This is a genomic window from Bryocella elongata (genome assembly GCF_900108185.1).
GTDB lineage: Bacteria > Acidobacteriota > Terriglobia > Terriglobales > Acidobacteriaceae > Granulicella > Granulicella elongata.
In genome coordinates this window covers 15951-37345 of record NZ_FNVA01000009.1, presented here as the reverse complement: position 1 = coordinate 37345, position 21395 = coordinate 15951, and the positions used below count along the sequence as shown (strand labels likewise).

At 63.0% G+C, this 21395-nt stretch carries 18 protein-coding genes; 6 read left to right on the top strand and 12 right to left on the bottom strand.

Annotated elements, in window-relative coordinates:
- Position 1: 1 nt before the first annotated feature.
- From guaA to leuS, 4 genes are read right to left on the bottom strand one after another with little or no spacing between them, the layout of a single operon-like run.
- Positions 2-1594: a glutamine-hydrolyzing GMP synthase gene (gene guaA / locus C4S68_RS21185; RefSeq protein ID WP_103935132.1), complete on the bottom strand. Its 1593-nt coding sequence runs from the start codon at positions 1592-1594 to the stop codon at positions 2-4.
- Positions 1595-1648: 54 nt separating this feature from the next.
- Entirely contained in the window at positions 1649-1819 is a 171-nt protein-coding gene (locus C4S68_RS23450; RefSeq protein WP_200821611.1) for a hypothetical protein, read from the bottom strand.
- Positions 1820-1872: 53 nt separating this feature from the next.
- Positions 1873-2835 (bottom strand): hypothetical protein, encoded by a 963-nt coding sequence (locus C4S68_RS21180; RefSeq protein ID WP_103935131.1) that lies wholly within the window; start codon positions 2833-2835, stop codon positions 1873-1875.
- 7 nt (positions 2836-2842) lie between these two features.
- Complete coding sequence (gene leuS / locus C4S68_RS21175; RefSeq protein WP_103935130.1) at positions 2843-5521, bottom strand: leucine--tRNA ligase; 2679 nt, start codon at positions 5519-5521, stop codon at positions 2843-2845.
- 122 nt (positions 5522-5643) lie between these two features.
- Between leuS and C4S68_RS21170 the strand changes: the two genes are divergently transcribed.
- Both C4S68_RS21170 and C4S68_RS21165 read left to right on the top strand, forming a co-directional pair.
- Positions 5644-7290 carry a carboxylesterase/lipase family protein gene (locus tag C4S68_RS21170; RefSeq protein WP_103935129.1) on the top strand — a complete coding sequence of 549 codons (1647 nt, stop codon included), beginning with the start codon at positions 5644-5646 and terminating at the stop codon, positions 7288-7290.
- Positions 7291-7391: 101 nt separating this feature from the next.
- Positions 7392-9131 carry an FAD-dependent oxidoreductase gene (locus tag C4S68_RS21165; protein WP_103935128.1) on the top strand — a complete coding sequence of 580 codons (1740 nt, stop codon included), beginning with the start codon at positions 7392-7394 and terminating at the stop codon, positions 9129-9131.
- 77 nt (positions 9132-9208) lie between these two features.
- On the opposite strand, the gene C4S68_RS21160 is transcribed toward C4S68_RS21165, so the two are convergent.
- A complete protein-coding gene (locus C4S68_RS21160; RefSeq protein WP_103935127.1) occupies positions 9209-9598 on the bottom strand; it encodes a VOC family protein in 390 nt (129 codons plus the stop codon).
- Between the two features lie 405 nt (positions 9599-10003).
- On the opposite strand from C4S68_RS21160, the gene C4S68_RS21155 reads away from it, so the two are divergent.
- Positions 10004-10768: an NIPSNAP family protein gene (locus tag C4S68_RS21155; RefSeq protein ID WP_103935126.1), complete on the top strand. Its 765-nt coding sequence runs from the start codon at positions 10004-10006 to the stop codon at positions 10766-10768.
- A gap of 9 nt (positions 10769-10777) precedes the next feature.
- Here C4S68_RS21155 and C4S68_RS21150 read toward each other — a convergent pair whose 3' ends face one another.
- Positions 10778-11638, bottom strand: a complete 861-nt coding sequence (locus tag C4S68_RS21150; RefSeq protein WP_103935125.1) for a deoxyribonuclease IV — start codon at positions 11636-11638, stop codon at positions 10778-10780.
- Between the two features lie 99 nt (positions 11639-11737).
- Between C4S68_RS21150 and C4S68_RS21145 the strand changes: the two genes are divergently transcribed.
- Positions 11738-12178: a DUF6526 family protein gene (locus tag C4S68_RS21145; RefSeq protein ID WP_103935124.1), complete on the top strand. Its 441-nt coding sequence runs from the start codon at positions 11738-11740 to the stop codon at positions 12176-12178.
- A 57-nt stretch (positions 12179-12235) separates the two neighbouring features.
- Here C4S68_RS21145 and C4S68_RS21140 read toward each other — a convergent pair whose 3' ends face one another.
- From C4S68_RS21140 to C4S68_RS21130, 3 genes are all read right to left on the bottom strand, one after another.
- Complete coding sequence (locus tag C4S68_RS21140; protein WP_103935123.1) at positions 12236-12544, bottom strand: ASCH domain-containing protein; 309 nt, start codon at positions 12542-12544, stop codon at positions 12236-12238.
- An 82-nt stretch (positions 12545-12626) separates the two neighbouring features.
- Positions 12627-13814 (bottom strand): diflavin oxidoreductase, encoded by a 1188-nt coding sequence (locus tag C4S68_RS21135; protein WP_103935122.1) that lies wholly within the window; start codon positions 13812-13814, stop codon positions 12627-12629.
- A gap of 72 nt (positions 13815-13886) precedes the next feature.
- Positions 13887-14696 carry a YggS family pyridoxal phosphate-dependent enzyme gene (locus C4S68_RS21130; protein WP_235011769.1) on the bottom strand — a complete coding sequence of 270 codons (810 nt, stop codon included), beginning with the start codon at positions 14694-14696 and terminating at the stop codon, positions 13887-13889.
- A 242-nt stretch (positions 14697-14938) separates the two neighbouring features.
- On the opposite strand from C4S68_RS21130, the gene C4S68_RS21125 reads away from it, so the two are divergent.
- Positions 14939-15904 carry a hypothetical protein gene (locus tag C4S68_RS21125; protein WP_103935121.1) on the top strand — a complete coding sequence of 322 codons (966 nt, stop codon included), beginning with the start codon at positions 14939-14941 and terminating at the stop codon, positions 15902-15904.
- 80 nt (positions 15905-15984) lie between these two features.
- Here C4S68_RS21125 and C4S68_RS21120 read toward each other — a convergent pair whose 3' ends face one another.
- Positions 15985-16482, bottom strand: a complete 498-nt coding sequence (locus tag C4S68_RS21120) for a DUF7684 family protein (protein WP_103935120.1) — start codon at positions 16480-16482, stop codon at positions 15985-15987.
- A gap of 18 nt (positions 16483-16500) precedes the next feature.
- Entirely contained in the window at positions 16501-18018 is a 1518-nt protein-coding gene (locus C4S68_RS21115) for a cellulose synthase family protein (protein WP_235011793.1), read from the bottom strand.
- Positions 18019-18331: 313 nt separating this feature from the next.
- On the opposite strand from C4S68_RS21115, the gene C4S68_RS21110 reads away from it, so the two are divergent.
- Positions 18332-20077 (top strand): DUF885 domain-containing protein, encoded by a 1746-nt coding sequence (locus C4S68_RS21110; protein ID WP_103935118.1) that lies wholly within the window; start codon positions 18332-18334, stop codon positions 20075-20077.
- 19 nt (positions 20078-20096) lie between these two features.
- Here the strand turns inward: C4S68_RS21110 and C4S68_RS21105 are convergent, their stop codons facing one another.
- Positions 20097-21218 (bottom strand): PAS domain-containing protein, encoded by a 1122-nt coding sequence (locus C4S68_RS21105; RefSeq protein ID WP_103935117.1) that lies wholly within the window; start codon positions 21216-21218, stop codon positions 20097-20099.
- Positions 21219-21395 lie beyond the last annotated feature (177 nt).

Below are 21395 nucleotides of genomic sequence, written 5' to 3'. Positions count from 1 at the left end.
TCTACTCCCACTCGATCGTTCCCGGTGGTTTCGAGGTGATGTCGTACACCACGCGGTTGATCCCGTGGACCTCGCTCACGATGCGGGAGGAGATGGTGCGAAGGACTTCGTAAGGCAGTGCGGCCCAGTCGGCGGTCATGCCGTCTTCGCTCTCTACGGCGCGGATGGCACAGGTGTAGGCATAGGTGCGCTGGTCGCCCATCACGCCTACGCTCTTTACTGGAAGCAGCACGGCGAAGCTCTGCCAGACCTTGCGATAGAGGCCGGCCTTCTTGATCTCGTCGACGCAGATGGCGTCGGCTTCCTGAAGAATCGCAACGCGTTCCGGCGTCACCTCGCCGAGGATGCGCACCGCGAGGCCCGGTCCGGGGAAGGGCTGGCGCTCGAGGATCTCTTCCGGCATGCCAAGGTCGCGGCCGATGCGGCGGACTTCATCCTTGAAGAGGTCGCGCAGCGGCTCGATCAGCTTGAGCTTCATGTCCTCGGGCAGGCCGCCGACGTTGTGGTGGCTCTTGATGACGTGCGAAGGCCCATGAACACTGGCTGATTCGATGACATCCGGATAGAGCGTGCCCTGCACGAGCCAGGCGACTTCTTCGCCGCCGCTATTGTTCGCGTCGAAGATCTTCTTGGCTTCATCGTCGAAGACCGCGATGAACTCGTTGCCGATGGCCTTGCGCTTCTTCTCGGGATCGGTCACACCGGCGAGCTTCGAAAGGAACCGCTCGCTCGCGTCGGCTGCGACGACGTTCAGGTGGAGCTCTTCGCGCATGGTCTTCTGGACCTTCGCAAACTCATCCTTGCGCAGCACGCCGTTGTTCACGAAGATGCACGTTAGCCGATCGCCAATGGCCTTCGCGACGAGCACGGCAGCGACCGAGGAGTCGACTCCGCCGGAGAGGCCGCAGATGGCGTGGCCTGTCGGTCCGACTTGCTCCTTGATGTGAGCTACGGTGGTCTCGATGAAGTGGGCGGGCGTCCAGTCCTGCTTCGCTCCGCAGATGTTGACGACGAAATTCTTTAGCAGCTCCATGCCCTGGCGCGTGTGGGCGACCTCGGGGTGGAACTGCACGGCCCACATCTTGCGCGATTCGTCCGCGATGGCCGCGACGGCGTTGCTGGTGCGCGCGACGACGTGGAAGCCGTCGGGGAGCTTCTCAGCATGATCGCCGTGTGACATCCACACCTCAAGTGTGGACGGCAGTCCGTGGAAGAGCGCCGTTTCTTCGAAGACGGTCACCTCGGCGTGGCCGTACTCGCGTGCGGCAGCGGGAGCGACCACGCCACCGAGGTGGTGCGTCATGAACTGGAGGCCATAACAGACGCCGAGAAGCGGCAGGCCAGTCTCGAGAACCTTGGCGTCGGCCTTGGGTGCGGAGGCGTCGTAGACGCTCGACGGGCCGCCCGAGAGGATGATGCCCTTCGGGTTCAGCGCGAGGACCTTCTCCAGCGGCGTGGTGCAGGGCAGCACGACGGAGAAGACGTTGAACTCGCGGATGCGGCGCGCGATCAGCTGGGTGTACTGCGAGCCGAAGTCGAGGATGACGATGGTGGAGAGGGAGTTGTCGGCCGGGGAGTTCGCTGGCGTGCTCACCTTTCCAGTCTAAAGGAAGGCCGCAATCAGCGGCTTCTGCCTCGAAAGACGGTCTTAGCTCGGATCTTTGCCTCGCGTCGAGCCGACGGCGCCCATGATGCCCGCGCCTAGCAGGACAATCGCGATTGCGCCGATCCAGTGCGCAGGCATGTGTGCCAGGCTGCATACGTACAACACGCCGACGATCAGAATAACGGTGCCGCCAAGATACAGTCCGAAGGACATTTGGAACCTCCACGACCGGCACCGCCGGCGCGTCACATTTGTGACTCAGGAGGTTACGATGCCGAATTCCCCTGGCGTGCTGTTTCATGGGGCAGAAAGTCGTAGGAATCTGCCAGCCGCACGTAAGCCGCCTGTCGCACGACATGAAAGTACGCTGACGAGACGATCCACAGAGCCACCGTTCCGAGCCACCACCAGTTCAGGAACTCCTGCGTCTGGTTGTTGGCAAAGGGCAGTGGGCAGGAACTGAGTGCCAGCGACCATACCAGCAGACCCACCTTCACGACGCCCATCACCAGGTTGATCTCAATGAGCTTGCCACGCAGCGGGCCGGTCTTCCATGCCGCACGCAGTGCATCGACGGGCCCGAGGCGGTGTGCCATCGCCAGCACCGGTGCAAGCCGGAGGATCCAGCTCGTCGAAGACCACAGCACGAAGAGGCCCAGTGTGAACAGAATCACGATGGCGAAGCCTGGCACGTAGCCGGGATACTCGCCACGTGACTGCGGCACCTGCACAAAGTGAATCCAGCAGACGAGGAAGACGGCGAGCCAGAGTGCGAGCGCAGCGGTGAAGAGCACCACGCGCGCCATCGCGAGGAGGCAAAGCGTCAAACGCCGAGGGATGAGGCGGGAATCGAAACGATGTAAGAGGAGCGTCCGGCCATGGCCCGAGATCACGCCCCACAGCGCGGCAAACGCGAGTATCGGCAGCGCATTGAGGGCGAACTGTCCAGCGTGGAATGAGAGCTGGTACGCTCCGTGCTCCAGCAGAATCGCGCTTGTCTGAAGCTGCGTCCACGAAGCCTGCGCACCCGCGGGATTGAAGTGCACATCCATGCCGAGTGTGCCGAGAAAGGCGCCGGTCAGCAACAGCACGGGCGCCCACGCGATCCAGCGCGTGAGCACCTCGATAGCCGTGAGCGACGGCCGCTTCCATACTTCGCTCATCACGCCGACGAACGATTGCGTGCCGCGAATGGGCGTCTTGCTCGATGCCTGTTCTGTGCCGTTCACGCGCAGCCTACTTCACAACCATGTTGACCAGCTTGCCCTTGACGTAGATCGTCTTCACGATCGTCTTGTCCGCGAGCCGCTGCTGGACCTTTTCGTCTGCGAGAGCCGTGGCCTTGATCGTCTCTTCGTCCGCATCGGCTGCGACCTTGATGACGTTGGCGAGCTTGCCGTTGACCTGCACGGGAATCTCGATCTCGTCGTCTTTGGCGAGGGTTGCGTCGGCGACGGGCCACGCCGCGTGATTGATGGATGAGGTGTGGCCCATCTGCTCCCACAGCTCGGCGGTGAGGAACGGAGCGAACGGCGCGAGCAGCAGTGTCAGCGAGCGGAACAGCTCCGCGATGGTCGCCGGTGCAATCTCGCCCGAGTCCATCGCGCCTTCGGAGGACGCAATCTCGTTCACGAGGATCATCACCGCGGCGATCGACGTGTTGAAGTGCCAGCGCCCGCTGAAGTCTTCGCTGATCTTCGCGATCGTCTGGTGCAGCGTGCGCAGCAGCTTTGCTCCCGCAGGCGTCTGCCCGGCGAAGGCGCTCGGGGCAATCTCATCGCCCTTCGCGTGTTCCACGGCCTTTACGACGGGAGCATACTTCATCGTCAGGCGGTAGACGCGCGCGAGGAAGCGCGAGACACCGGCGACGCCGTCTTCCTGCCAATCGAGATCGCGGTCGGGCGGTGCGGCGAAGAGGGCGTAGGTACGCGTGGCATCCGCGCCGAACTTGCCGATCATCTCATCGGGCGAGACGACGTTGCCCTTGGACTTGGACATCTTCGCGCCGTCCTTGATGACCATGCCCTGCGTGAAGAGGCGCGTGGCGGGCTCGTCGTTCTTGATCAGGCCGATGTCGCGCATGACCTTCGTCCAGTAGCGCGAGTAGATGAGGTGCAGGATGGCGTGCTCGACGCCGCCGATGTACTGGTCGATGGGGAACCAGTAGTTGGCCTTCTCGCTGGAGAACGGCGCGGTGTTGTTGTGCGCGTCGGTATAGCGGTAGAAGTACCAGCTGGAGTCGACGAAGGTGTCCATCGTGTCGGTCTCGCGGCGCGCGGGGCCTCCGCAGACTGGGCAGGTTGCGTTGACGAACTCGGGCACGCGGCCGAGGGGCGAGCCGTTTTCGGCGGTGATGGCGACGTTATCGGGCAGCAGCACGGGCAGCTGTGCGTCGGGTACGGGAACGACTCCCTTGGGAGGAACGCCCTCGTGGCCGTTCTGGCAGTAGACGACGGGGATGGGTGTGCCCCAGTAACGCTGGCGGCTCACGCCCCAGTCCTTGAGGCGGAAGGTCTTGGTGCGCTTGCCGAAGCCCTTGTGCTCGGCGAACAAGCCCATCTTCTCCTGGGCTTCGAGCGCGGCTTCGCCGGTCCACTCGCCGGAGTTGATGAGCACAGCTTCGTCTTCGGCGATGTAGGGGAGGGCGAGATCGCCTGAGTCATCGTTGGCACCGCCCGAGGTGGCAGGGGCGATGACGCGCTTGATCGGCAGGCCGTACTTGGTGGCGAACTCGTAATCGCGCTCGTCGTGGGCGGGGACGCTCATGATGGCGCCGGTGCCGTAGTCGGCGAGGATGTAGTTGGCGACCCAGATGGGCAGGGTCTCGCCGGTGAAGGGATTGATGGCGTGCTTGCCGGTGCTCACGCCGTGCTTTTCGATGGTGCCGAAGTCGCCTGTCTGCTTGGCAGCGGCCTGCTCGGCGACCATTTTGTCCACGTCGGCTGCGAGGGCGGCGTCGGTCTTTGCCCACTCTTTGACGAGGGCGTGCTCGGGCGCGAGCTGGATCGACGTCGCGCCGAAGATCGTATCGACGCGGGTGGTGAAGACGGTGATGCTGGGTTGGCCCTCAGGGGCTAAAGCCCCCTCTTTTCCAGGAGGCGTAACGGACGGGCTGAAGCCCGTCCCCTTCAAAGCGGTATCGTCGGCGACTGCAAACGTCACCTCGGTGCCGTAGCTGCGGCCGATCCAGTTGCGCTGCATGGTGCGCACCTTGTCGGGCCAGCCGGGCATGGTGTCGAGGCCGTCGAGCAGCTCGTCCGCGTACTTCGTGATGCGGAAGAACCACTGCTCGAGCTCGCGCTGCTCGACGGGGGTGTCTTCGTGACGCCAGCAACAACCGCCGACGACCTGCTCGTTGGCGAGTACGGTCGCGCAGAGGTTGCACCAGTTCACTTTGCTGGAGCGGCGATAGGCGAGGTCCTTCTCCAGCATGCGCAGGAAGAACCACTGGTTCCAGCGATAGTACTCGGGCAGGCAGCTGGCGACCTCGGTCCCGTGCCAGTCATAGCTCAGGCCGATGCGGCGCATCTGCACCTTCATGGCGGCGATGTTGGAGAGCGTCCACTCTTTGGGAGCGCGGCCGTTCTTCAGCGCGGCGTTCTCCGCCGGCAGGCCGAAGGCGTCCCAGCCCATGGGGTGCAGTACGTTGAAGCCGCGCATGCGCATGAAGCGGGCGAGCGCGTCGCCGATGGTGTAGTTGCGCACGTGCCCGATGTGCAGCGCGCCGGAGGGGTAGGGAAGCATCTCCACGCAGAAGAACTTGGGCTTGCCGCCGGCATGGTCTTCGGCGCGATAGAGAGCCGGGTCGGCGTCCCAGCGGGACTGCCAGCGGGGTTCGATCTCGGCGGGGTTATAGCGGACGGGTTCGTCGTCGGAGCGGCGCTCAGGCGCGGCGATGTTGTCGATCTCTGGCATACCCTTCGATTGTACGAGGACTGGTGGCCGGTACGAGGACTCACCACCCTTGCGGGGAGTGGCCTGTTGCCTGTTCGTGCGACATTCCGCTCGCATACACTCTTGAGCGAGGATTCCACCTGATGCGCTTGTCCGCTTCGCTGCTTGCTCTTGCCGCCGTTTCGCTGCCTGTCCTGACGTTGTGCGCCCAGCATCCTGATGCAAAGCCCCGGCCCTCGTCGGATGGCCTGACCGCACCGACACTGCAAGGCGCCGTCCATGGCCAACCCGCCGCGCATGCGACGCGCTCCTTCCTCGGAATCCCGTATGCCGCTCCGCCCGTGGGGCCGCGTCGCTGGCAGCCGCCCCAGCCCGCCATGGCGCGCAACGGTGTCCTTGACGCTTCGCAGTTCGGGCACCATTGCTACCAGTTCGGTGGCTTCGAGGACATGATCTTTCAGGACTCCGGCCCCAGCGAGGACTGCCTCACGCTCAACATCTGGACGCCCTCGAACGCGAGGCCGGGCGCGAAGCTGCCTGTGATGATCTGGATCCATGGCGGGGGCTACACCGGTGGCGGCTCCAGCGAGCCCCGGCACGACGCCGCGGCGCTGGCCTCGCACGGCGTCATCGTGGTCACGCTTAACTACCGGCTTGGGATGCTCGGCTTCTTCACGCACCCCGCGTTGGTTGCCGAAAGCGTCCACCACGCCGCCGGGAACTACGGTCTCATGGATCAGGCCGCGGCCATCAAGTGGGTGCGCGACAACATCGCGGGCTTCGGTGGTGACGCGAAGAACCTCACCGTCTTCGGTGAGTCGGCGGGGTCATTCTCTGTCAGCTCGCTCATCGTTTCGCCTATCTCCAAGGGCATGATCTCGCGGGCGATCGGGGAGAGCGGAGCGTCCTTCCAGAATCGCGCGCTACCCTTTGGCACCCTCGCTGAACGTGCGACGCATGACGCGGCTGAAGCCAGGCGGGTGCTGGGGACGGACGACCTCGCTGCGCTGCGGGCGATCTCCGCCGACGACCTCGTCGCGCACAAGGAGTTCGATGTCTCGCGCGCCTTTCCGCCCGATGTGGACGGCTACTTCCTGCCCGACTCCGTGCCGAACCTCTACGCCCACGGTCAGGAGATGCATATCCCCATGCTCGCCGGCTGGAACAACGACGAGATCCGCGCCGGCATCGTCAAGGGCACGCCGCATCCTGGTATCGATGCCTTCATCGCCATGGTGACGAAGGGCTTTGGCCCCAACGCCGACGCGGTGCTCAAGGTCTATCCGCACGCCACCGACGCTGAGGCCATTCGCTCGATCGGCGACCTGGGGGACGACAACTTCATCGTCTACTCCACGTGGGCGTGGCTTGAAGCGCACGCGGAGACCGGCGCTCCGGTCTATCGCTACCGCCTCGACCTGGCAGCGCCCGACAGCAAGTTTCACGCCGGGCAGGGCGCCTTCCACTCCGACGACATCGAGTATGTCTTCGGCTCGCTGGATTCGCGCCCCGGTTCGACGTGGCGTCCCGAAGACCGCGCCCTCACCGAGCAGATGATGCGTTACTGGACGAACTTCGCCCGTACCGGCGACCCCAACGGCAAGGGCTTGCCAGCGTGGCCTCGCTACGACGCAAAGACCGGGTGGAGCGCCATGCACCTCGACGCCACCAGCGCTGCTCGGCCCGACGACCTGCGAGAACGCTACCTGCTGCTGCAGCGCATCTACAGCATTGCGCCGGTTCCTGCTGCGCCGGATTCCTCGAGGATCGTGAGCGGCAAGGCGAAGTAGCTGCCACAAGCGGGGGGACTCAGCCCATGCTTTTGAGGGGCGTGCCAGGAATGGCTCAACCCTAGAATGAAGTCACGCAAGCGTAAGGAGATTTGACCGCGATGACCGAAAGCCCCAGGAGCAGCGCCAGTGGATGGAACGTGCCGGACTTCCGTCCTGATCTTGCCTTTCCCAAGCTGACGGACGATATGGTGGAGCGGCTCACTCCCTACGGGCAAGAGGAGCTGGTCGCGGCGGATGTCGTGCTGTTCTCGCCGGGGCAGCGCCAGGTGGACATGTTCGTTGTGCTCGAAGGAGAGGTTGAGGTCAGCATCCCTTCGGTAGGCGGCGAGCGGCAGGTGATTGCCACACATCGCCGGTTCGACTTCACCGGCGAACTCAACATGCTGAACTCTCAGGGCTCTCTGGTGGAGGCGCGAACGCTTGTCGAGAGCCGCCTGCTGCGGATTCCGAGAAGTGAGCTGCAGCGGATCATGCGGGCCGAGGGTGATATTGCCAACCTCATCACGCAGGCCACGGTGTGGCGTCGCATCGGGATCATCGGGGATGAGACGGGCGGAGTGCTGCTGACGGGCTATGCCAACGATCCGGAGACCACGCAGCTGCATCGATTTCTGATCCGCAACAGCTACCCGCATCAGATCGTCGAGATCGCCCAGGAAGAGACGCGGCAGCAAGAGGACATCCTCTCCGAGCCCGAAGCTGAGTTGCCGACGGTGACGCTCCCCGATGGCCGCGTCTTGCACCGGCCGACCATCGCGCAGCTGGCCGACGAACTCGGCATCACCGAGCTTCCAGATTCCACCATGATCTACGACGTGGCGGTGGTGGGCGCGGGGCCATCGGGACTTGCGGCCGCTGTGTATGCGGCTTCGGAAGGGCTGTGCACGATTGTCATTGAGGGCACGGCTCCTGGCGGCCAGGCGGGTACGAGTTCCAAGATCGAGAACTACCTGGGCTTCCCGACGGGCATCTCCGGGCAGCGGCTCGCGAGCCGTGCGCAGCTGCAGGCGCTCAAGTTCGGCGTACGCTTCGCCATCTCGCGCGAGGTCGTGACGGCGGAGCAGGTCGATGGCATCCACAAGCTGAAGCTGGCGGGCGAGATTCCGGTGTGTTCGCGCTCTGTGGTAGTGGCCACTGGAGCGCAATACCGCAAGCTGGCGGTGGCGAACTACAGCCAGTACGAGAGCCGGGGAATCTACTACGCGGCCACGGCGATGGAATCGCTGCTGTGCCGCGAGCACGAGGTGATCGTGGTGGGCGGCGGCAACTCGGCGGGACAGGCTGCGGTGTTTCTTTCGGGCATCGCGAAGCACGTGCATCACATCGTGCGCGGCAAGTCGCTGGCCGCGACGATGTCGCAGTACCTGATCTCGCGCATCGAGAGTTCTTCGCGCATCACGCTCTATACGCATTCGGAGATCGAGAAGCTGGAAGGTGCGACCTCGCTGGAGCGAGTGAGCTGGGTCAATCGGCAGACTGGCGAGACGACGGAGAAAGAGATCGGAAGCGTCTTCGTGATGATCGGAGCCGACCCCAACTCAGGCTGGCTGTATGGCACGGTGAAGTTGGACCGGAAGGGCTTCATCCTCACTGGCGGCGAAGCCGGCTTCGAGACGACGCCGTATGCTACCAGCGTTCCAGGCATGTACGCGGTCGGGGATATTCGTGCGAACTCGGTGAAGCGGGTGGCGTCGGCGGTCGGAGAAGGCTCGGTGGTGATTTCGGATGTGCATCGGTACCTTGCCGATCACCGCAATCACTTCGCCGCCGAACCGAACTCCGCGCTGGCGGCACAGCGCTCGGCGAACGCGGCTGCGGTTGCGCTCCAGGACGCGTAGCGGCGGCAATGTGTTGGGAAGCGTCGCGCTGCAAGGGGGATCCCGTTGCAGCGCGTCGATGATTGGCGTCGAGCAGCTTAGATTGTGTTGACCAAGTTCATCGTGCTGACCTCGACCAGCACGCCGCCCGGCGCGTTGCAGTAGAAGCCGTAGGTGTGTGGGCCGCCGCGCGCGAGGATGTCAGGCTGCGGAGCTTCGTAGCTGCGTGTGCTCAACGCCTGGTGGATCGTATCGACGTCCTTCGGTGTGGCCTGGAGGAACCCGATATGGAACAGCCCTGGATAGCCACGCTCCGAGGTCATGTTCTTGTCGAACATCAGCGTGAGCAGGAAGCCATCGGGGTTCTTGAGGACGGCCAGTTTGTCGCCGCGCTGGTCCAGAGGGTGGAAGCCGAAGACGGAGCAGAAGAACTCCGCGAGTGCGGGCACGTTGTAGGTGGTGAGATTGGTGTGATTGATGGTTCCCATTGCGATCTCCATGGAGAGAAAAGATTTGCCGTCGCATGGGTGTTGTGGCGGGAAACCGAGACGCGCCACGCGACGGGCAGCAGTGCCGTAGCACTGCCACTGTCGCCGTGGGTCGGGGCCCTGGGGTGAACCAGGGCTGACTGATCTGCGGAATCGGGAATCGAATGGGTTCCGCAGCGAGCCGTGCTTACCAATCCGGCTCAGCCATTTTCGGCAGCTATAAGATGAAGTCGGATTCGGCCGGGTTTCAGTATTTCTTTACGAGCCTCCATCCAGTGAGGCTCCGCAGAGTCCCCACGCGATTCATTGGCCGCAAAGGGGTCGCCCGCTTGCGGAGATACGCAGTCGGCTATGCTTGCAGTGTCAATCTGATGGGCGGAGGCAGCTTTGGAGAGGCGAGCGTTCATGAAGTCGGCACTGGGAACCGTGGGCGCTGGGTTGGCTTCGCAAGCATCTGGAGCGGAGGCACCCCCCGCGATGCGCGAGTTCTATCAGCTCCGCACCTACACCCTGCGCACGGGGCCGCAGCTTGCACTCATGCAGGAGTACCTCGAGAAGGCGCTGATCCCCGCGCTGAATAAGCTCAAGATCGGCCCTGTCGGCGCGTTCAAGCTCGACATCGGACCCGAGACGCCGACCTACTATGTGTTGCTGCCATCGTCTTCGGCAGAGACGCTTGTCATGCTCGATGAGCAGCTTGCGAAGGATGCGGAGTACCTGAAGGCCGCCGCACCTTTTCTTGCCGCTCCGGCCACGGCGCCGCCATTTGTGCGCGAGGAACGGACGTTGCTTGGCGCCTTTGCCGCATGGCCGAAACTCGTGGCGCCAAAGAGAGGCAAGCGCATCTTCCAGCTCCGCACCTACGAGAGCCCGATGCAGGCTGGCCACGAGCACAAGGTGAAGATGTTCGACGATGCGGAGATTGCGATCTTCCAGCGCACCGGGCTTACGCCCGTCTTCTTCGCCGATACGCTTGTCGGCACGCACATGCCGAACCTGACCTACATGCTCACCTTCGCCGATCTCGCCGAGCTGACCGCGCACTGGGCGGCTTTCTCCGCTGATCCTGAGTGGCACGAGCTGTCGCACAAGCCGGGCAACACCGATCCCGAGATCGTGAGCAACATCTCGAACCTGTACCTGAGCCCGCTGGCGTGTTCGCAGATCTGACGACGAACGTCAGCCTGCGCTGAGCGCTCGCAGCGCCATCACGTTTCGCATCTCGTCGCCGGGTTCATCCACGGGGGTCTCTGCGATGAACGCAGCATGCTCAAAGCGCTTGTCATGCAGCAGGCGGCGGAAGGTTGCAGCGCCCATCGTACCCTCGCCGATGTGCTCGTGCCGGTCGAGCTTCGATCCCATGGGAGCTTTCGCGTCGTTGCAGTGCCAGACGCGCACGGCGTCGAAGCCGATGGTGTCAGCGATGTTCTGCATCGTCTCCGCATAGCCTTCGTCGCTGACGAGGTCATAGCCGGCGACGTGGCAGTGGCAGGTATCTAAGCAGACCGCGACCGGCATACAGGGTTTCAGCTGCTCGACGAGTTCAGCCACCTGCTCGAAGCTGCCGCCGAGTGAGAACTCTGCGCCGGCGGAGTTCTCGATGAGCAGCGTGAAGTTGTGACCCGCGAAGGCCATGCCCTCCATCGCACGCTCGATCGACTGTGCTGCGAGGCGCAGGCCTTCGTCGCGGGTGAGGCCCTTCCAACTGCCGGGATGGAGTACGAGGAACTCCGCGCCCAGTGCGAGCGCGCGTTCCACCTCGCCACGAAAGCCGAGGATGGAGTTCTCGCGCACGCTCTCGGTCTGCGAGCAGAGGTTGATGAGGTAGCTGGCGTGAATCACCATTGGATTCACATCGTGCTCCGCACGCATGGCACGCAGCTTCTCGGCGTCGGCCGGCTTGACCTCGGGCGCCTTCCACGTGCGCGGGCTGGAGGAGAAGATCTGAAATGTGTTCGCACCCGCATCCACGGCGCGCTGCACTGCCGTCCATACGCCGCCCGAGGTTCCTACATGTACACCGATTCGCTTGATCGCCATTCGATACTCAGCGTAAATCACGTGGCGCTGTGAACGGGTTCGCGTATGCTGACTGCGGGTTCCCCTGCACAATTCAAGCAAGCTCCCTGAGGTCCTCCCATGGCTGAACCGCAATCTTTTAAGAACCACGGCCGTTTCGACCCGGTCTTCCACGGCCTCGTGTCCGTCGGCCTGCTGGCCAACATTATTGTGACGGCCATGTACTTTGGCCGCCACTTTACCGAATACGGCTGGGTAGGCATCTGGTGGATCGCCGTGTCGGTTCTCCTGCTGCTCCTGGCGCTGAAGACGCGGGTGTACGCGCTCCTTGTGCAGGACCGCGTGATTCGCGTGGAAGAGAAGCTGCGACTGGCGGCGGCGGTCTCGCCGGCGGAGCTGGTTGAGCTTGACTCCCTCACCATCGACCAGTACATCGGCCTGCGCTTCGCTTCGAACGCCGAACTGCCTGACCTCGCCCGTCGTGCCGTGCGCGAGAAGCTGAACCGCAAGCAGATCAAGCAGGCTATCGTCGCCTGGAGGGCGGATACGCATCGGGTGTGAGACGGCAGACAGGAAACAGTAGAGAGTAGAGGTTCAAGGCGCGGAAGCCTCGACTGTTTACTGTCTACTCTCTATTGTCTTCCGCCTCTTAGGCGGGACGTAGTGGAAGCGGACGAGGTAGATGTTCTCGCCCTTGCCGTGCTTTGCGGTCTTCAGCAGATCGAGCACACCCAGGAAGCCGGACGCAAGGGCTAACTGCGGCGTGATGTCGGGCATGCCGATGGGCTCGATCGAGTCGACCTCAATCTCGCCTTCGTCCATCTTGTAGCGGTTTCCGACGATGACGCGCGGGCGTATCCAGAAGCGCACACTGAGCGTGATGGTGCCGTCACGGACGCCATCGCGAAGCCGCTTTTCGAACATCATTCCAACCTCCGCATCAAGCAGAAAGGCAGAGCCCGAGAGCTCTGCCTTTCCTGTCTACTATCTATTCTCTACGATCTGCTTCTTAGTACACGTCGCGCTGGTAACGCTTGGCCTTCTTCATGGCGGTGAGGTACTCCTGCGCTGCTTCGGGCGTGCTGTCCTGGCCCTTGGCGATCGCATCCAGCAGTGCCGTCTCGACGTCCTTGGCCATGCGGCTCGCATCGCCGCAGACGTAGAAGTACGCGCCTTCTTCGAGCCACTTGTAGAGCTCGGCGGCGTTCTCGGTCATGCGGTCCTGCACGTAGACCTTTTTCTGTTGATCGCGGGAGAAGGCGGTGTGGAACAGGTTCAGCACGCCGCTCTGTTGCCACTCCTCGAACTCATCCTTGTAGAGGAAGTCCGAGACCGAGCGCTGCTCGCCGAAGATGACCCAGTTCTTACCCTTCTGGCCCGTAACCGCGCGCTCCTCGAGGAAGGCGCGGAAGGGCGCGATGCCGGTGCCGGGTCCGATCATGATGACCGGGGCGTCGGTGTTTTCGGGCAGGCGGAAGGCGTTGTTCTCGTGCAGGAAGACCGGCATGGTGCCGCCTACCGGAGCGCGCTCGGCCATGTTGCCGGAGCACACACCCTGGCGCTCTGCACCGTGCGTGTTGTAGCGAATCACGCGGATCACCGTGTGCACCTGGTTGGGGTGCATCGCGATGCTCGACGCGATCGAGTACATGCGCGGCGTCAGGCGCTGCAGCACATTGAAGAGCTGCTGCGGTGCCGTGATGATGCCGGGGAACTCGGTGATGAGGTCGACGAACTCGCGGCCCCAGGTGTATTCCTCAGCCTTCGCTTTGTTGTCGGCGCCGAGCAGCTCCTTGAGGCCGGCGGGGACGTTCTCACCGCAGAGCTTCGCGTACTGATTGACGGCGCCGCGAGCGAGCTTGCCGATCGCGAGGTGCCGCGTCAGCGCTTCCTCGAACGAGATCTCGTTCTTGTAGTGGTCCAGCACGCGCTCGTCGCCGGTGTAGTTGAGGGCCTTGAGCACGCCTTCGACGGCTTCGATGCGGTTCGTCGGGATGATGCCTACGGCATCGCCCGGCGTGTAATGCATGCCGTCCTCGAGCTCCATCTCAATGTGGATGGTCTCTTTCTCGCTTTCGGGGCCGGTAAGTCGCTGGTTGACCAGCACGCGCGAGGTGTACGGCGCGTTGCGGGTGTACTTGGAGGTGTGGCCGGAAGCGGCCGGTGCGGGTGCTGTAGCTGTTGCGGTCTCGCTCATCGTGTCTTTTATTCTAAAACGCGGGTTGCGACCTTCCTCCGTGATCTTTGTCACCGAAGGCGGGAGAACCAATCACACGGGCTCCGCGGATGGCACAGTCCTGCGCCCGAAGATGGCCGTTCCGATGCGCACGCAGGTTGATCCCTCTTCGATGGCGACCTCGAAGTCTCCAGACATGCCCATCGAAAGCTCCGTAAATGACTGATATTGTTTGGCGTGCGCGTCGCGGAGCTCACGGAGCTGGCGGAAGTACGGGCGCGCCGCCTCGGGAGCTTCATCCAAGGGGGGCACGGTCATCAGTCCGCTTACACGCAGGTTTTCGAGCGGAGCCAGGCTCGCCAGCAGGGAACCAAGCTCCTCCGGAGGGAGACCGTGTTTGGTCTCCTCGTGAGAGAGCTTCACCTCGATCAGTACCGGAATCACCTTGCCCAGCGCCGCTGCAGTGCTGTTCAGCCGTTGGGCGATCTTCAAGGAGTCCAGCGAATCCATGGCGTCAAAGAGCTCGGCAGCCTTCGTCGTCTTGTTGCTTTGGAGCGGCCCGATCAGGTGCATGATGGGCCGCGTCGGCTTGCCCGCCTCGTCCGGTCCCGAAGCCGAGACGGCAGGGCCGCTGTAGTACGCCGCAAGCGCTTCCCGCTTGGCGGCAAACTCCTGCACGCGGTTCTCGCCGAAGAGCCGTTGCCCAGCCTGAAAGGCCGCGACCAGCGCCTCCGCGGGATGCACCTTGCTCACGGCCATCAGCTCTACGGTGGACGGACACCGCCGTGCACGGTCGCAGACCTCTGCGATACGCTTCCGCAGCGCCGCCAGGTTTTCGCCGATTTCGGCGATCAACTCTGCCGACGGCACGGGGAGCGGAGTGGGCGGGGCTTCCATCGACATAGGTCACTTTCAGTGTACGGGGATCGGCAGTTGTTTCCCGCCGGAACCTCCCGCGTCGGAAGATAGGAGGGGGCCCGACCCGCCATTGCATCCGCGCGGCCACTTTCCACGTCCTACAGTCATACGGTTCGAGTCTTGTTGCGGCCATGCACTGGAGGCCCGTCGCGAGACCGCAACAAATGAACTCCGGTGGTGTTCCCACCGGCGAGCGCCAGGCTCAACCGTCAAGGAGTTCTTCGAAGATGTCAAAGAGCATTGCAGTTTCCGAATTTGTGCGCCGATCGGTGGCGCTGACCGCCCTTCTTGGGGCGAGTGTGGCTGTTATGGGGGCACAGACCTCCACAGCCACGAGCCCTGCAGTGGTCGCAACGCCGCAGTTTTCGTCGAGTGTCAGCACCGACGACGCCGCGACCCCGGCAGCTGATGCCACCACCACGGCTCCGAACATGCAGCTTGCCTCCAACGCGCTGCACCTGAACCTCTTCGGCAACGCCATGCAGTACGGCGGCCGCCAGAGCTACGGGCGTCCGCGCTATCGTGGCTCCAACACCAATGCCGATGGGTCGCCCAAGTGGGACTTCTACGTCGGCGCTGGTGCGGCGATTCCCGTCTCGACCACAAGCACCAACAACACCCTGAGCTGGGGCTTTCAGGGTGGCGGCGGACGCATGTTCAACCGGCATGTGGGCGTCAACCTGGAGTTCGGTTTCGACAACTTCGGGCTCACCGCCTATACGATCTCGGACTACCTGTACGTCAACACCGGAAGCACGGATAACAGCAGCTACGACATCCAGGGCAACATGCACGTCTGGAACTTCTCGGTGCAGCCGATCTACAAGATCGAGGGGAGCTCGGGCCTCGGCGGGTTCGTCACCGGTGGCGCCGGCTTCTACCACAAGGTGACTAACTTCACCGCCCCCACGGAAGCCTGCAGCATCTACTATGGCTGCTACACCGAGAATGAAGCGTTCGATCACTACAGCTCGAATGCGCCTGGATTCGATATCGGCGGTGGTCTGACCTACAAGATGTCACGCTTCTCGAACCAGCAGCTCTACGTCGACGCGCGTTACGTCTACATGGCCAACCAGTACCGCGCCGGAGCGACCGACTCCAACTACACCACCTACACGGGCTACAACTACTACCCGGCGAACTCGCTGCACACGACCTACATCCCGGTGAAGTTCGGTCTGCGCTTCTAAAGGCACATCGGGGATCGCGAATGCAGGAAGCCCGCCAATCGGCGGGCTTCCCTGCGTTTGGAGCGGGTCAGATTTCAGATTCAGCTGAAGTAATACCGCACGCGCGGTGCATACCGCGCCGTTGTTGCAACAACGTAATCCCGGCAATCGATGCGGTAGCTCGGCGCTGGGTTGGCACAGTAGTGGAAGTAGTACAGCGCTTTCTCGAGCGGCCGTTGCGCGTGCCAGGTCGTGCGGGGAGCGTCCGCGTCGGGAGGAAGCTCCGGCGTGCCAGCCCCTCGATAAGCGGTCTCAAAAGCATCGTGGATGTTCTTGCAGCCCGCGCCCCAGCAGCAGGTATAGGCAAGTCCGCGAGCCAGCAGCAGCTTGGCGACCCGCATGGCTTCCGCCTCCGGGACATGCGCGCAGTCCAGCGCAATCGTCAGCGCAAAGTGCGGTGAGACCTCGGGCAGCCGCTCTAACTCCGCAAAGTCCTTTACTACGAGCAGCAGGAAACGCGCGGGCGTCTCGCGGTCGTCGTCTTCAAGCAGCCGCAGCTGCGCCGCACCGGGGGCGGCGTCGTCGAACAGTAATTCCATGCCTTGCTTTCGTGTCTGCTAGATGCCGACGGGGTAGGGCTTCTCGTGCATCTCGCCACGGCCTTCGCGTCTCTCGAAGAGGCCCTGGAAGATGCTGAGGAAGCCCGTGTACCAGTACCCCAGCACGAACAGCAGCAGGAACGGCACGGTGAAGTAGTTCTCAGTGGAGATGGCGTAGTACACGGTGCCCGCGAAGTAGCAGCCGATGGCCAGCTCGATCCATGGGATGATGCCCAGCCGCTTGCGGTACTTCTTCGCCTGTGAGCGTTCGCCCTTCTTCTGCACGGCGTACTTGGGCGTGCGTGCGAAGGCACTCTTCACGCCGAAGAGGGCTTCCATTACAGCCTTGGTGTTGGTGACGGTAAGGCCGACGCCGAGCGCCATCAGAAACGGAACGTAGAGGAAGGTCTTGTACCAGGTGCGCGGGAAGAGCTCTTTCTGGCTGACGAGGTAGAAGGTGGAGACCGAGGCCGTCGACGCCAGGAACAGCGGGAGGTCGATCAACAGCATCTGGATGGGGCCCTGCCAGCTGCGGATGATCATGGCGGGCATCAGCAGCACGCTGAGGATAATCATCAGCGGATAGCTGATGTTGGCCGTCAGGTGATACCAGGCTTCGAGCTTCTGGTGCCAGTCGATGTCAGCGTGCAGGATCGTTGGCAGCGACTTCTTCGCGACCTGGATGAGGCCCTTGGCCCAGCGCGCCTGCTGGGTCTTGAAGGCGGTCATCTCGATGGGCAGCTCGGCGGGGCATTCGACATCCTGGAGGTACTTGAACTTCCAGCCCTTGAGCTGCGCCCGGTAGCTGAGATCGGTGTCCTCGGTGAGGGTGTCGTGCTCCCAACCGCCCGCCTCGTCAATGGCCTGACGCCGCCACATTCCAGCGGTCCCATTGAAGTTGAAGAAGACGCCCGCACGCGAACGGCCGCCGTGCTCCAGCACGAAGTGGCCGTCCAGCAGAATCGCTTCTACCTGGGTCAGAAAGCTGTAATTGCGATTCAGGTGCGTCCAGCGGGTCTGCACCATGCCTACGCCGGGCTCGGCGAAGTGGTGCACAACCTTGCGCAGCCAATCGACCGGAGGCACGAAGTCGGCGTCGAAGATGGCGACGAGTTCGCCGCGAGAGGATTTGAGGCCTTCTTCGAGTGCTCCGGCCTTGAAGCCGTAACGGTTGCTGCGGTGCAGGTAGAGGACGGGCTGAGGCGCGAGCGGCTCCGGATGCTCCGCGGTGGTGACGCCGCCGGTAGCGTAGCGCTGTACGATGGCCGCTGCGACCTCGGTGGTCTCGTCGGTCGAATCGTCGAGGAGCTGGATCTCGAAGCGGTCGCGCGGATAGTCCATTCGGCAGCAGGCATCGATGAGGCGGTCGATGACGAACTGCTCGTTATAGATCGGCAACTGAATCGTGACGAAGGGCAGCTGCTCTTCGGTGTAGGAAGCGGGCGATTCCGCGGACTTCGCGGCGTTGCGGCGATTGCGGTAGTACAGCCACACCAGCTGATAGCGGTGGATGCCATAGAACGCCAGGATGATCATCACGATGAAGTACGGGATGAGCAGCGAGATGTCGAATGCGTTCCAGCGATAGACGTTGCGGAATGTGTGATCCGCGTAGTGGGTCTTCCAGTAATGGCTCAGGCCTCGTTGCGAGGCGAGATACAGGGCGAGCGCTTGAAGCGACTGAATCAGGGAATACTCCACGCATCTCGGGAAGACCCGGAGGATGCACTGATTTTACGCGAGGACCCGGGAGGGAAACGGGTCCCCCAGCAGGTTTCAGTATGGGCGGACCGCCCGGGGTGCGATGCACTCCGTGTCCGGCAAACCTGCGTTCTGATACGCTTTCGCCATGCGAAATCTTTTGGTGTTGGCGGCGGCTTCTGCCTGCGCGCTGGGAGCTGTTGCACAGCAGAGCCCGGTCGCCGAGCGTGTGAAGGCACAGAACGCGCTCTTCGATGAGGTCTACAAGAACCGGCTGAAGAGCAATCCGATGATGGCCACCAGCCAGGGCGATTACAGCCAGAACGACCAGCTGGGCGATTTCTCCCTGGCTCACATCGTTGCTGAGCACAAGGAGAGCGACGGGTACCTCGCCCGCATTCGCGCGATCTCTCCTGCAGGGATGAGCGCCGACGATTTGCTGAACCACCAGCTCTTCGAGCGTGGGTTTGTGCGCGCCGACGAGAACTTCGCGCTCAAGGAATACGAGATGCCGCTGAACATGCAGGGCGGCATCCATACCTCTCTGGCGGAGCTGCCGGTACAGGTGCCGCTGGATACGGTGAAGCACTACGAGGACTACATCTCCCGCCTGAAGCAGATTCCCCGCGCGCTCGACCAGACTATCGAGATCCTGAAGGCTGGCGAGAAGGATGGCCTCGTGCCGGTGAAGTTCATCGCGGAGAAGTTCCCCGCGCAGGCCGATGGCGTCGTTGCCGCGGACCCGTTCCTCATGCCGGAGAAGAAGTTCCCGGCGAGCTTCTCGGATGCCGACAAGCAGCGCCTCACTGCGGAGATCAACGATGCGGTGGAGAAGGATGTGCTCCCGGCGTACAAGAAGTTCGCTGCCTTCCTACGCGATGACTATGCACCGCACGGTCGCACGCAGCTCTCCATCGAGAGCCTGCCGCAGGGCAAGGCCCGCTACGCGCTGGCCGTCAAGGTGATGACCACCACCGACCTCACGCCGTCTGAGATCCACGAGCTCGGACTGAAGGAGGTCGCCCGCATCACCGCGGAGATGGAAGCGCTGGCCCACAAGCAGGGCTACAAGACGCTCGACGAGTGGCGCACCGCGATCAACAACGATCCCAAGTGGCGGCCGACGAGCGAAGAGCAGATTGTCGCGGACTTCAAGAGGTACATCGACCAGATGCAGCCGAAGCTGCCCGAGCTCTTTGGGCTGCTGCCGAAACAGCCGGTCACGGTGGAGGCGATCCCCGCATACAACGCAGGTCAGGCAACGCACTACTCCGGCGGCACGCCCGATGGCCGCCGTCCCGGTCGCGTGTCAGTTGCCGTGGCCGACCCGACGCATCGCTCGCTGGTCGATGACGAGGCCGTCGCGTATCACGAAGGCGTACCCGGCCATCATCTTCAGATCTCCGTCGCGCAGAACCTGACGGGCATTCCCAAGTTCCGCCAGCGTGCCGGAGGCTCAGCCTATACCGAAGGCTGGGCGCTCTACGCCGAGGAGCTGGGCAAGGAAGTCGGCTTCTACCAGGACCCGGTCAGCGACTACGGCCGACTCAGCTCCGAGCTCTTCCGCGCGGTCCGCCTCGTGGTCGACACGGGCATTCATGACCAGGGCTGGACTCGCCAGCAGGTCATCGACTACATGCACAAGAACGATGTGAACGATGTGCAGGCGCAGCAGGAGACCGATCGTTACATCTCCTGGCCCGCGCAGGCGCTTGCGTACAAGATGGGGCAGCTCACCATCCTGAAGCTGCGCACCGAGGCGCAGCAGCAGCTCGGCCCGAAGTTCAACCTCAAGGCCTTCCACGACGAGATCCTTGGCGGCGGCGCGCTACCGCTGGATCTTCTGCAGGAGCGCGTGGAAGCGTGGATCAAGCTGGAGAAGGCCAAGCCCTAGCGTGTGTTGCGCGCAGATGTCAGCGAACGGCTATCGCTTCGCTCAGCTGCGAGATGGAGATCTGCGCATCGAGCGCGGTCTGTCGCGCCGAGGCCACAGTCTCGTTCATCAACTTGGACAGCCGGTCGAGCTCGGTCTCGGCGTTCAGCATCAACGCGCGAACCTCATCCCATTGGGTCGCGCGGTTCTTGGCCACTTCGACCAGCTTGGCCAGCTCAGATAGCGGATTGACGACCTCATCCGCGCTGCGAACGATGCTGCGTGTCCCCGTCGCGACCTTGCGTGCCTGCAGCAGCGACGATCCGAGGAAGCGCTGCTGCGAGAGATTGCGCAGGATCTTCGCCGCGCCGGTGACATGTCCCTTCTCATTGCGAACCGGAACGACCGTCAGCGAGACAGGGATCAGCGTGCTGTTGCGATGCTGGCGCACGGTCTCGTACCGCTCGATCCGCTTGCCGGCGATGATGTCCGCGAGGATGCCAGGCCCTTCGCCATGGTGGGATTTTGGGATGATCGTGTAGACGGACTTGCCGATGATGTCGATGGCCCTGTAGCCGAACATCTCCTCGGCGGCGGCGTTCCAGCCTGTGATGATCCCGTTGAGGTTCTTCGAGGCGATGGCATCCTCAGAAGAGTCAATAATCGCTGCGAGGTGCGTGCGGGCGCGTTCTCCGGAGTCCTGGTCGGTGATGTCCCGCGCGATCGTAGAGGCTCCCGTGATCTTGCCTGCCGAGTTACGCAGCGGTGAGGCCGACATGCGGAGGAGGATCTCGCGGCCGTCTGCTGCGATCAGGATCGTCTCGCGCTGTTCGATGGGTTCGCCCACATTGAGGCGGCACAGGATCGACCGCTCCTCCATGTGCAGGCGAGTCGGAACGATCTCGTAGATGGAACGTCCGAGGATGTACTTCTCGGTATAGCCGAAGATGCGCGTTGCTGCCGCATTCCAGCTGGTGATCATACCGTCGGCGTCCATCGTTGCGATCGCGTCATCGGACTGCAGCACGAGTGCATGAGCGAGAGCGAGAGCCCGCTGCTCGGAGGGATCCAGCACGTGGGGCGCAGGCTGGGCCGACGTCGCAGTCGGCGTGCTGAGGGGGCGGGAGAAAGGGAATCGAATCGGTAACGTAAGTGTCTTCATGGGCTTCGAACTGCCTAGCAACGTGCGCCACCCGGAGAGGCATGTGTGTCTCACTATGCGTCACGGCAATGTCGTTTCCAATGCGTCCTCGCGGGGCCGCGCTGACACTTTCGTCACATCAAATTCTCTAAAGCGATAGACGGAAGCTCATGGTTTGTGGAGTGTTGTCGGGATCTG

What these genes read in the sequence shown, in the direction of transcription:
- C4S68_RS21155 (WP_103935126.1), top strand. Translation starts at nt 10,004, where the DNA reads ATGAAGTCGGCACTGGGAACCGTGGGCGCTGGGTTGGCTTCGCAAGCA.
- C4S68_RS21160 (WP_103935127.1), bottom strand. Translation starts at nt 9,598, where the DNA reads ATGGGAACCATCAATCACACCAATCTCACCACCTACAACGTGCCCGCA.
- C4S68_RS21170 (WP_103935129.1), top strand. Translation starts at nt 5,644, where the DNA reads ATGCGCTTGTCCGCTTCGCTGCTTGCTCTTGCCGCCGTTTCGCTGCCT.
- leuS (WP_103935130.1), bottom strand. Translation starts at nt 5,521, where the DNA reads ATGCCAGAGATCGACAACATCGCCGCGCCTGAGCGCCGCTCCGACGAC.
- C4S68_RS21120 (WP_103935120.1), bottom strand. Translation starts at nt 16,482, where the DNA reads ATGGAATTACTGTTCGACGACGCCGCCCCCGGTGCGGCGCAGCTGCGG.
- C4S68_RS21125 (WP_103935121.1), top strand. Translation starts at nt 14,939, where the DNA reads ATGTCAAAGAGCATTGCAGTTTCCGAATTTGTGCGCCGATCGGTGGCG.
- C4S68_RS21135 (WP_103935122.1), bottom strand. Translation starts at nt 13,814, where the DNA reads ATGAGCGAGACCGCAACAGCTACAGCACCCGCACCGGCCGCTTCCGGC.
- C4S68_RS21165 (WP_103935128.1), top strand. Translation starts at nt 7,392, where the DNA reads ATGACCGAAAGCCCCAGGAGCAGCGCCAGTGGATGGAACGTGCCGGAC.
- C4S68_RS23450 (WP_200821611.1), bottom strand. Translation starts at nt 1,819, where the DNA reads ATGTCCTTCGGACTGTATCTTGGCGGCACCGTTATTCTGATCGTCGGC.
- C4S68_RS21130 (WP_235011769.1), bottom strand. Translation starts at nt 14,696, where the DNA reads ATGTCGATGGAAGCCCCGCCCACTCCGCTCCCCGTGCCGTCGGCAGAG.
- C4S68_RS21110 (WP_103935118.1), top strand. Translation starts at nt 18,332, where the DNA reads ATGCGAAATCTTTTGGTGTTGGCGGCGGCTTCTGCCTGCGCGCTGGGA.
- C4S68_RS21140 (WP_103935123.1), bottom strand. Translation starts at nt 12,544, where the DNA reads ATGATGTTCGAAAAGCGGCTTCGCGATGGCGTCCGTGACGGCACCATC.
- C4S68_RS21115 (WP_235011793.1), bottom strand. Translation starts at nt 18,018, where the DNA reads ATGATCATCCTGGCGTTCTATGGCATCCACCGCTATCAGCTGGTGTGG.
- C4S68_RS21105 (WP_103935117.1), bottom strand. Translation starts at nt 21,218, where the DNA reads ATGAAGACACTTACGTTACCGATTCGATTCCCTTTCTCCCGCCCCCTC.
- C4S68_RS21145 (WP_103935124.1), top strand. Translation starts at nt 11,738, where the DNA reads ATGGCTGAACCGCAATCTTTTAAGAACCACGGCCGTTTCGACCCGGTC.
- C4S68_RS21150 (WP_103935125.1), bottom strand. Translation starts at nt 11,638, where the DNA reads ATGGCGATCAAGCGAATCGGTGTACATGTAGGAACCTCGGGCGGCGTA.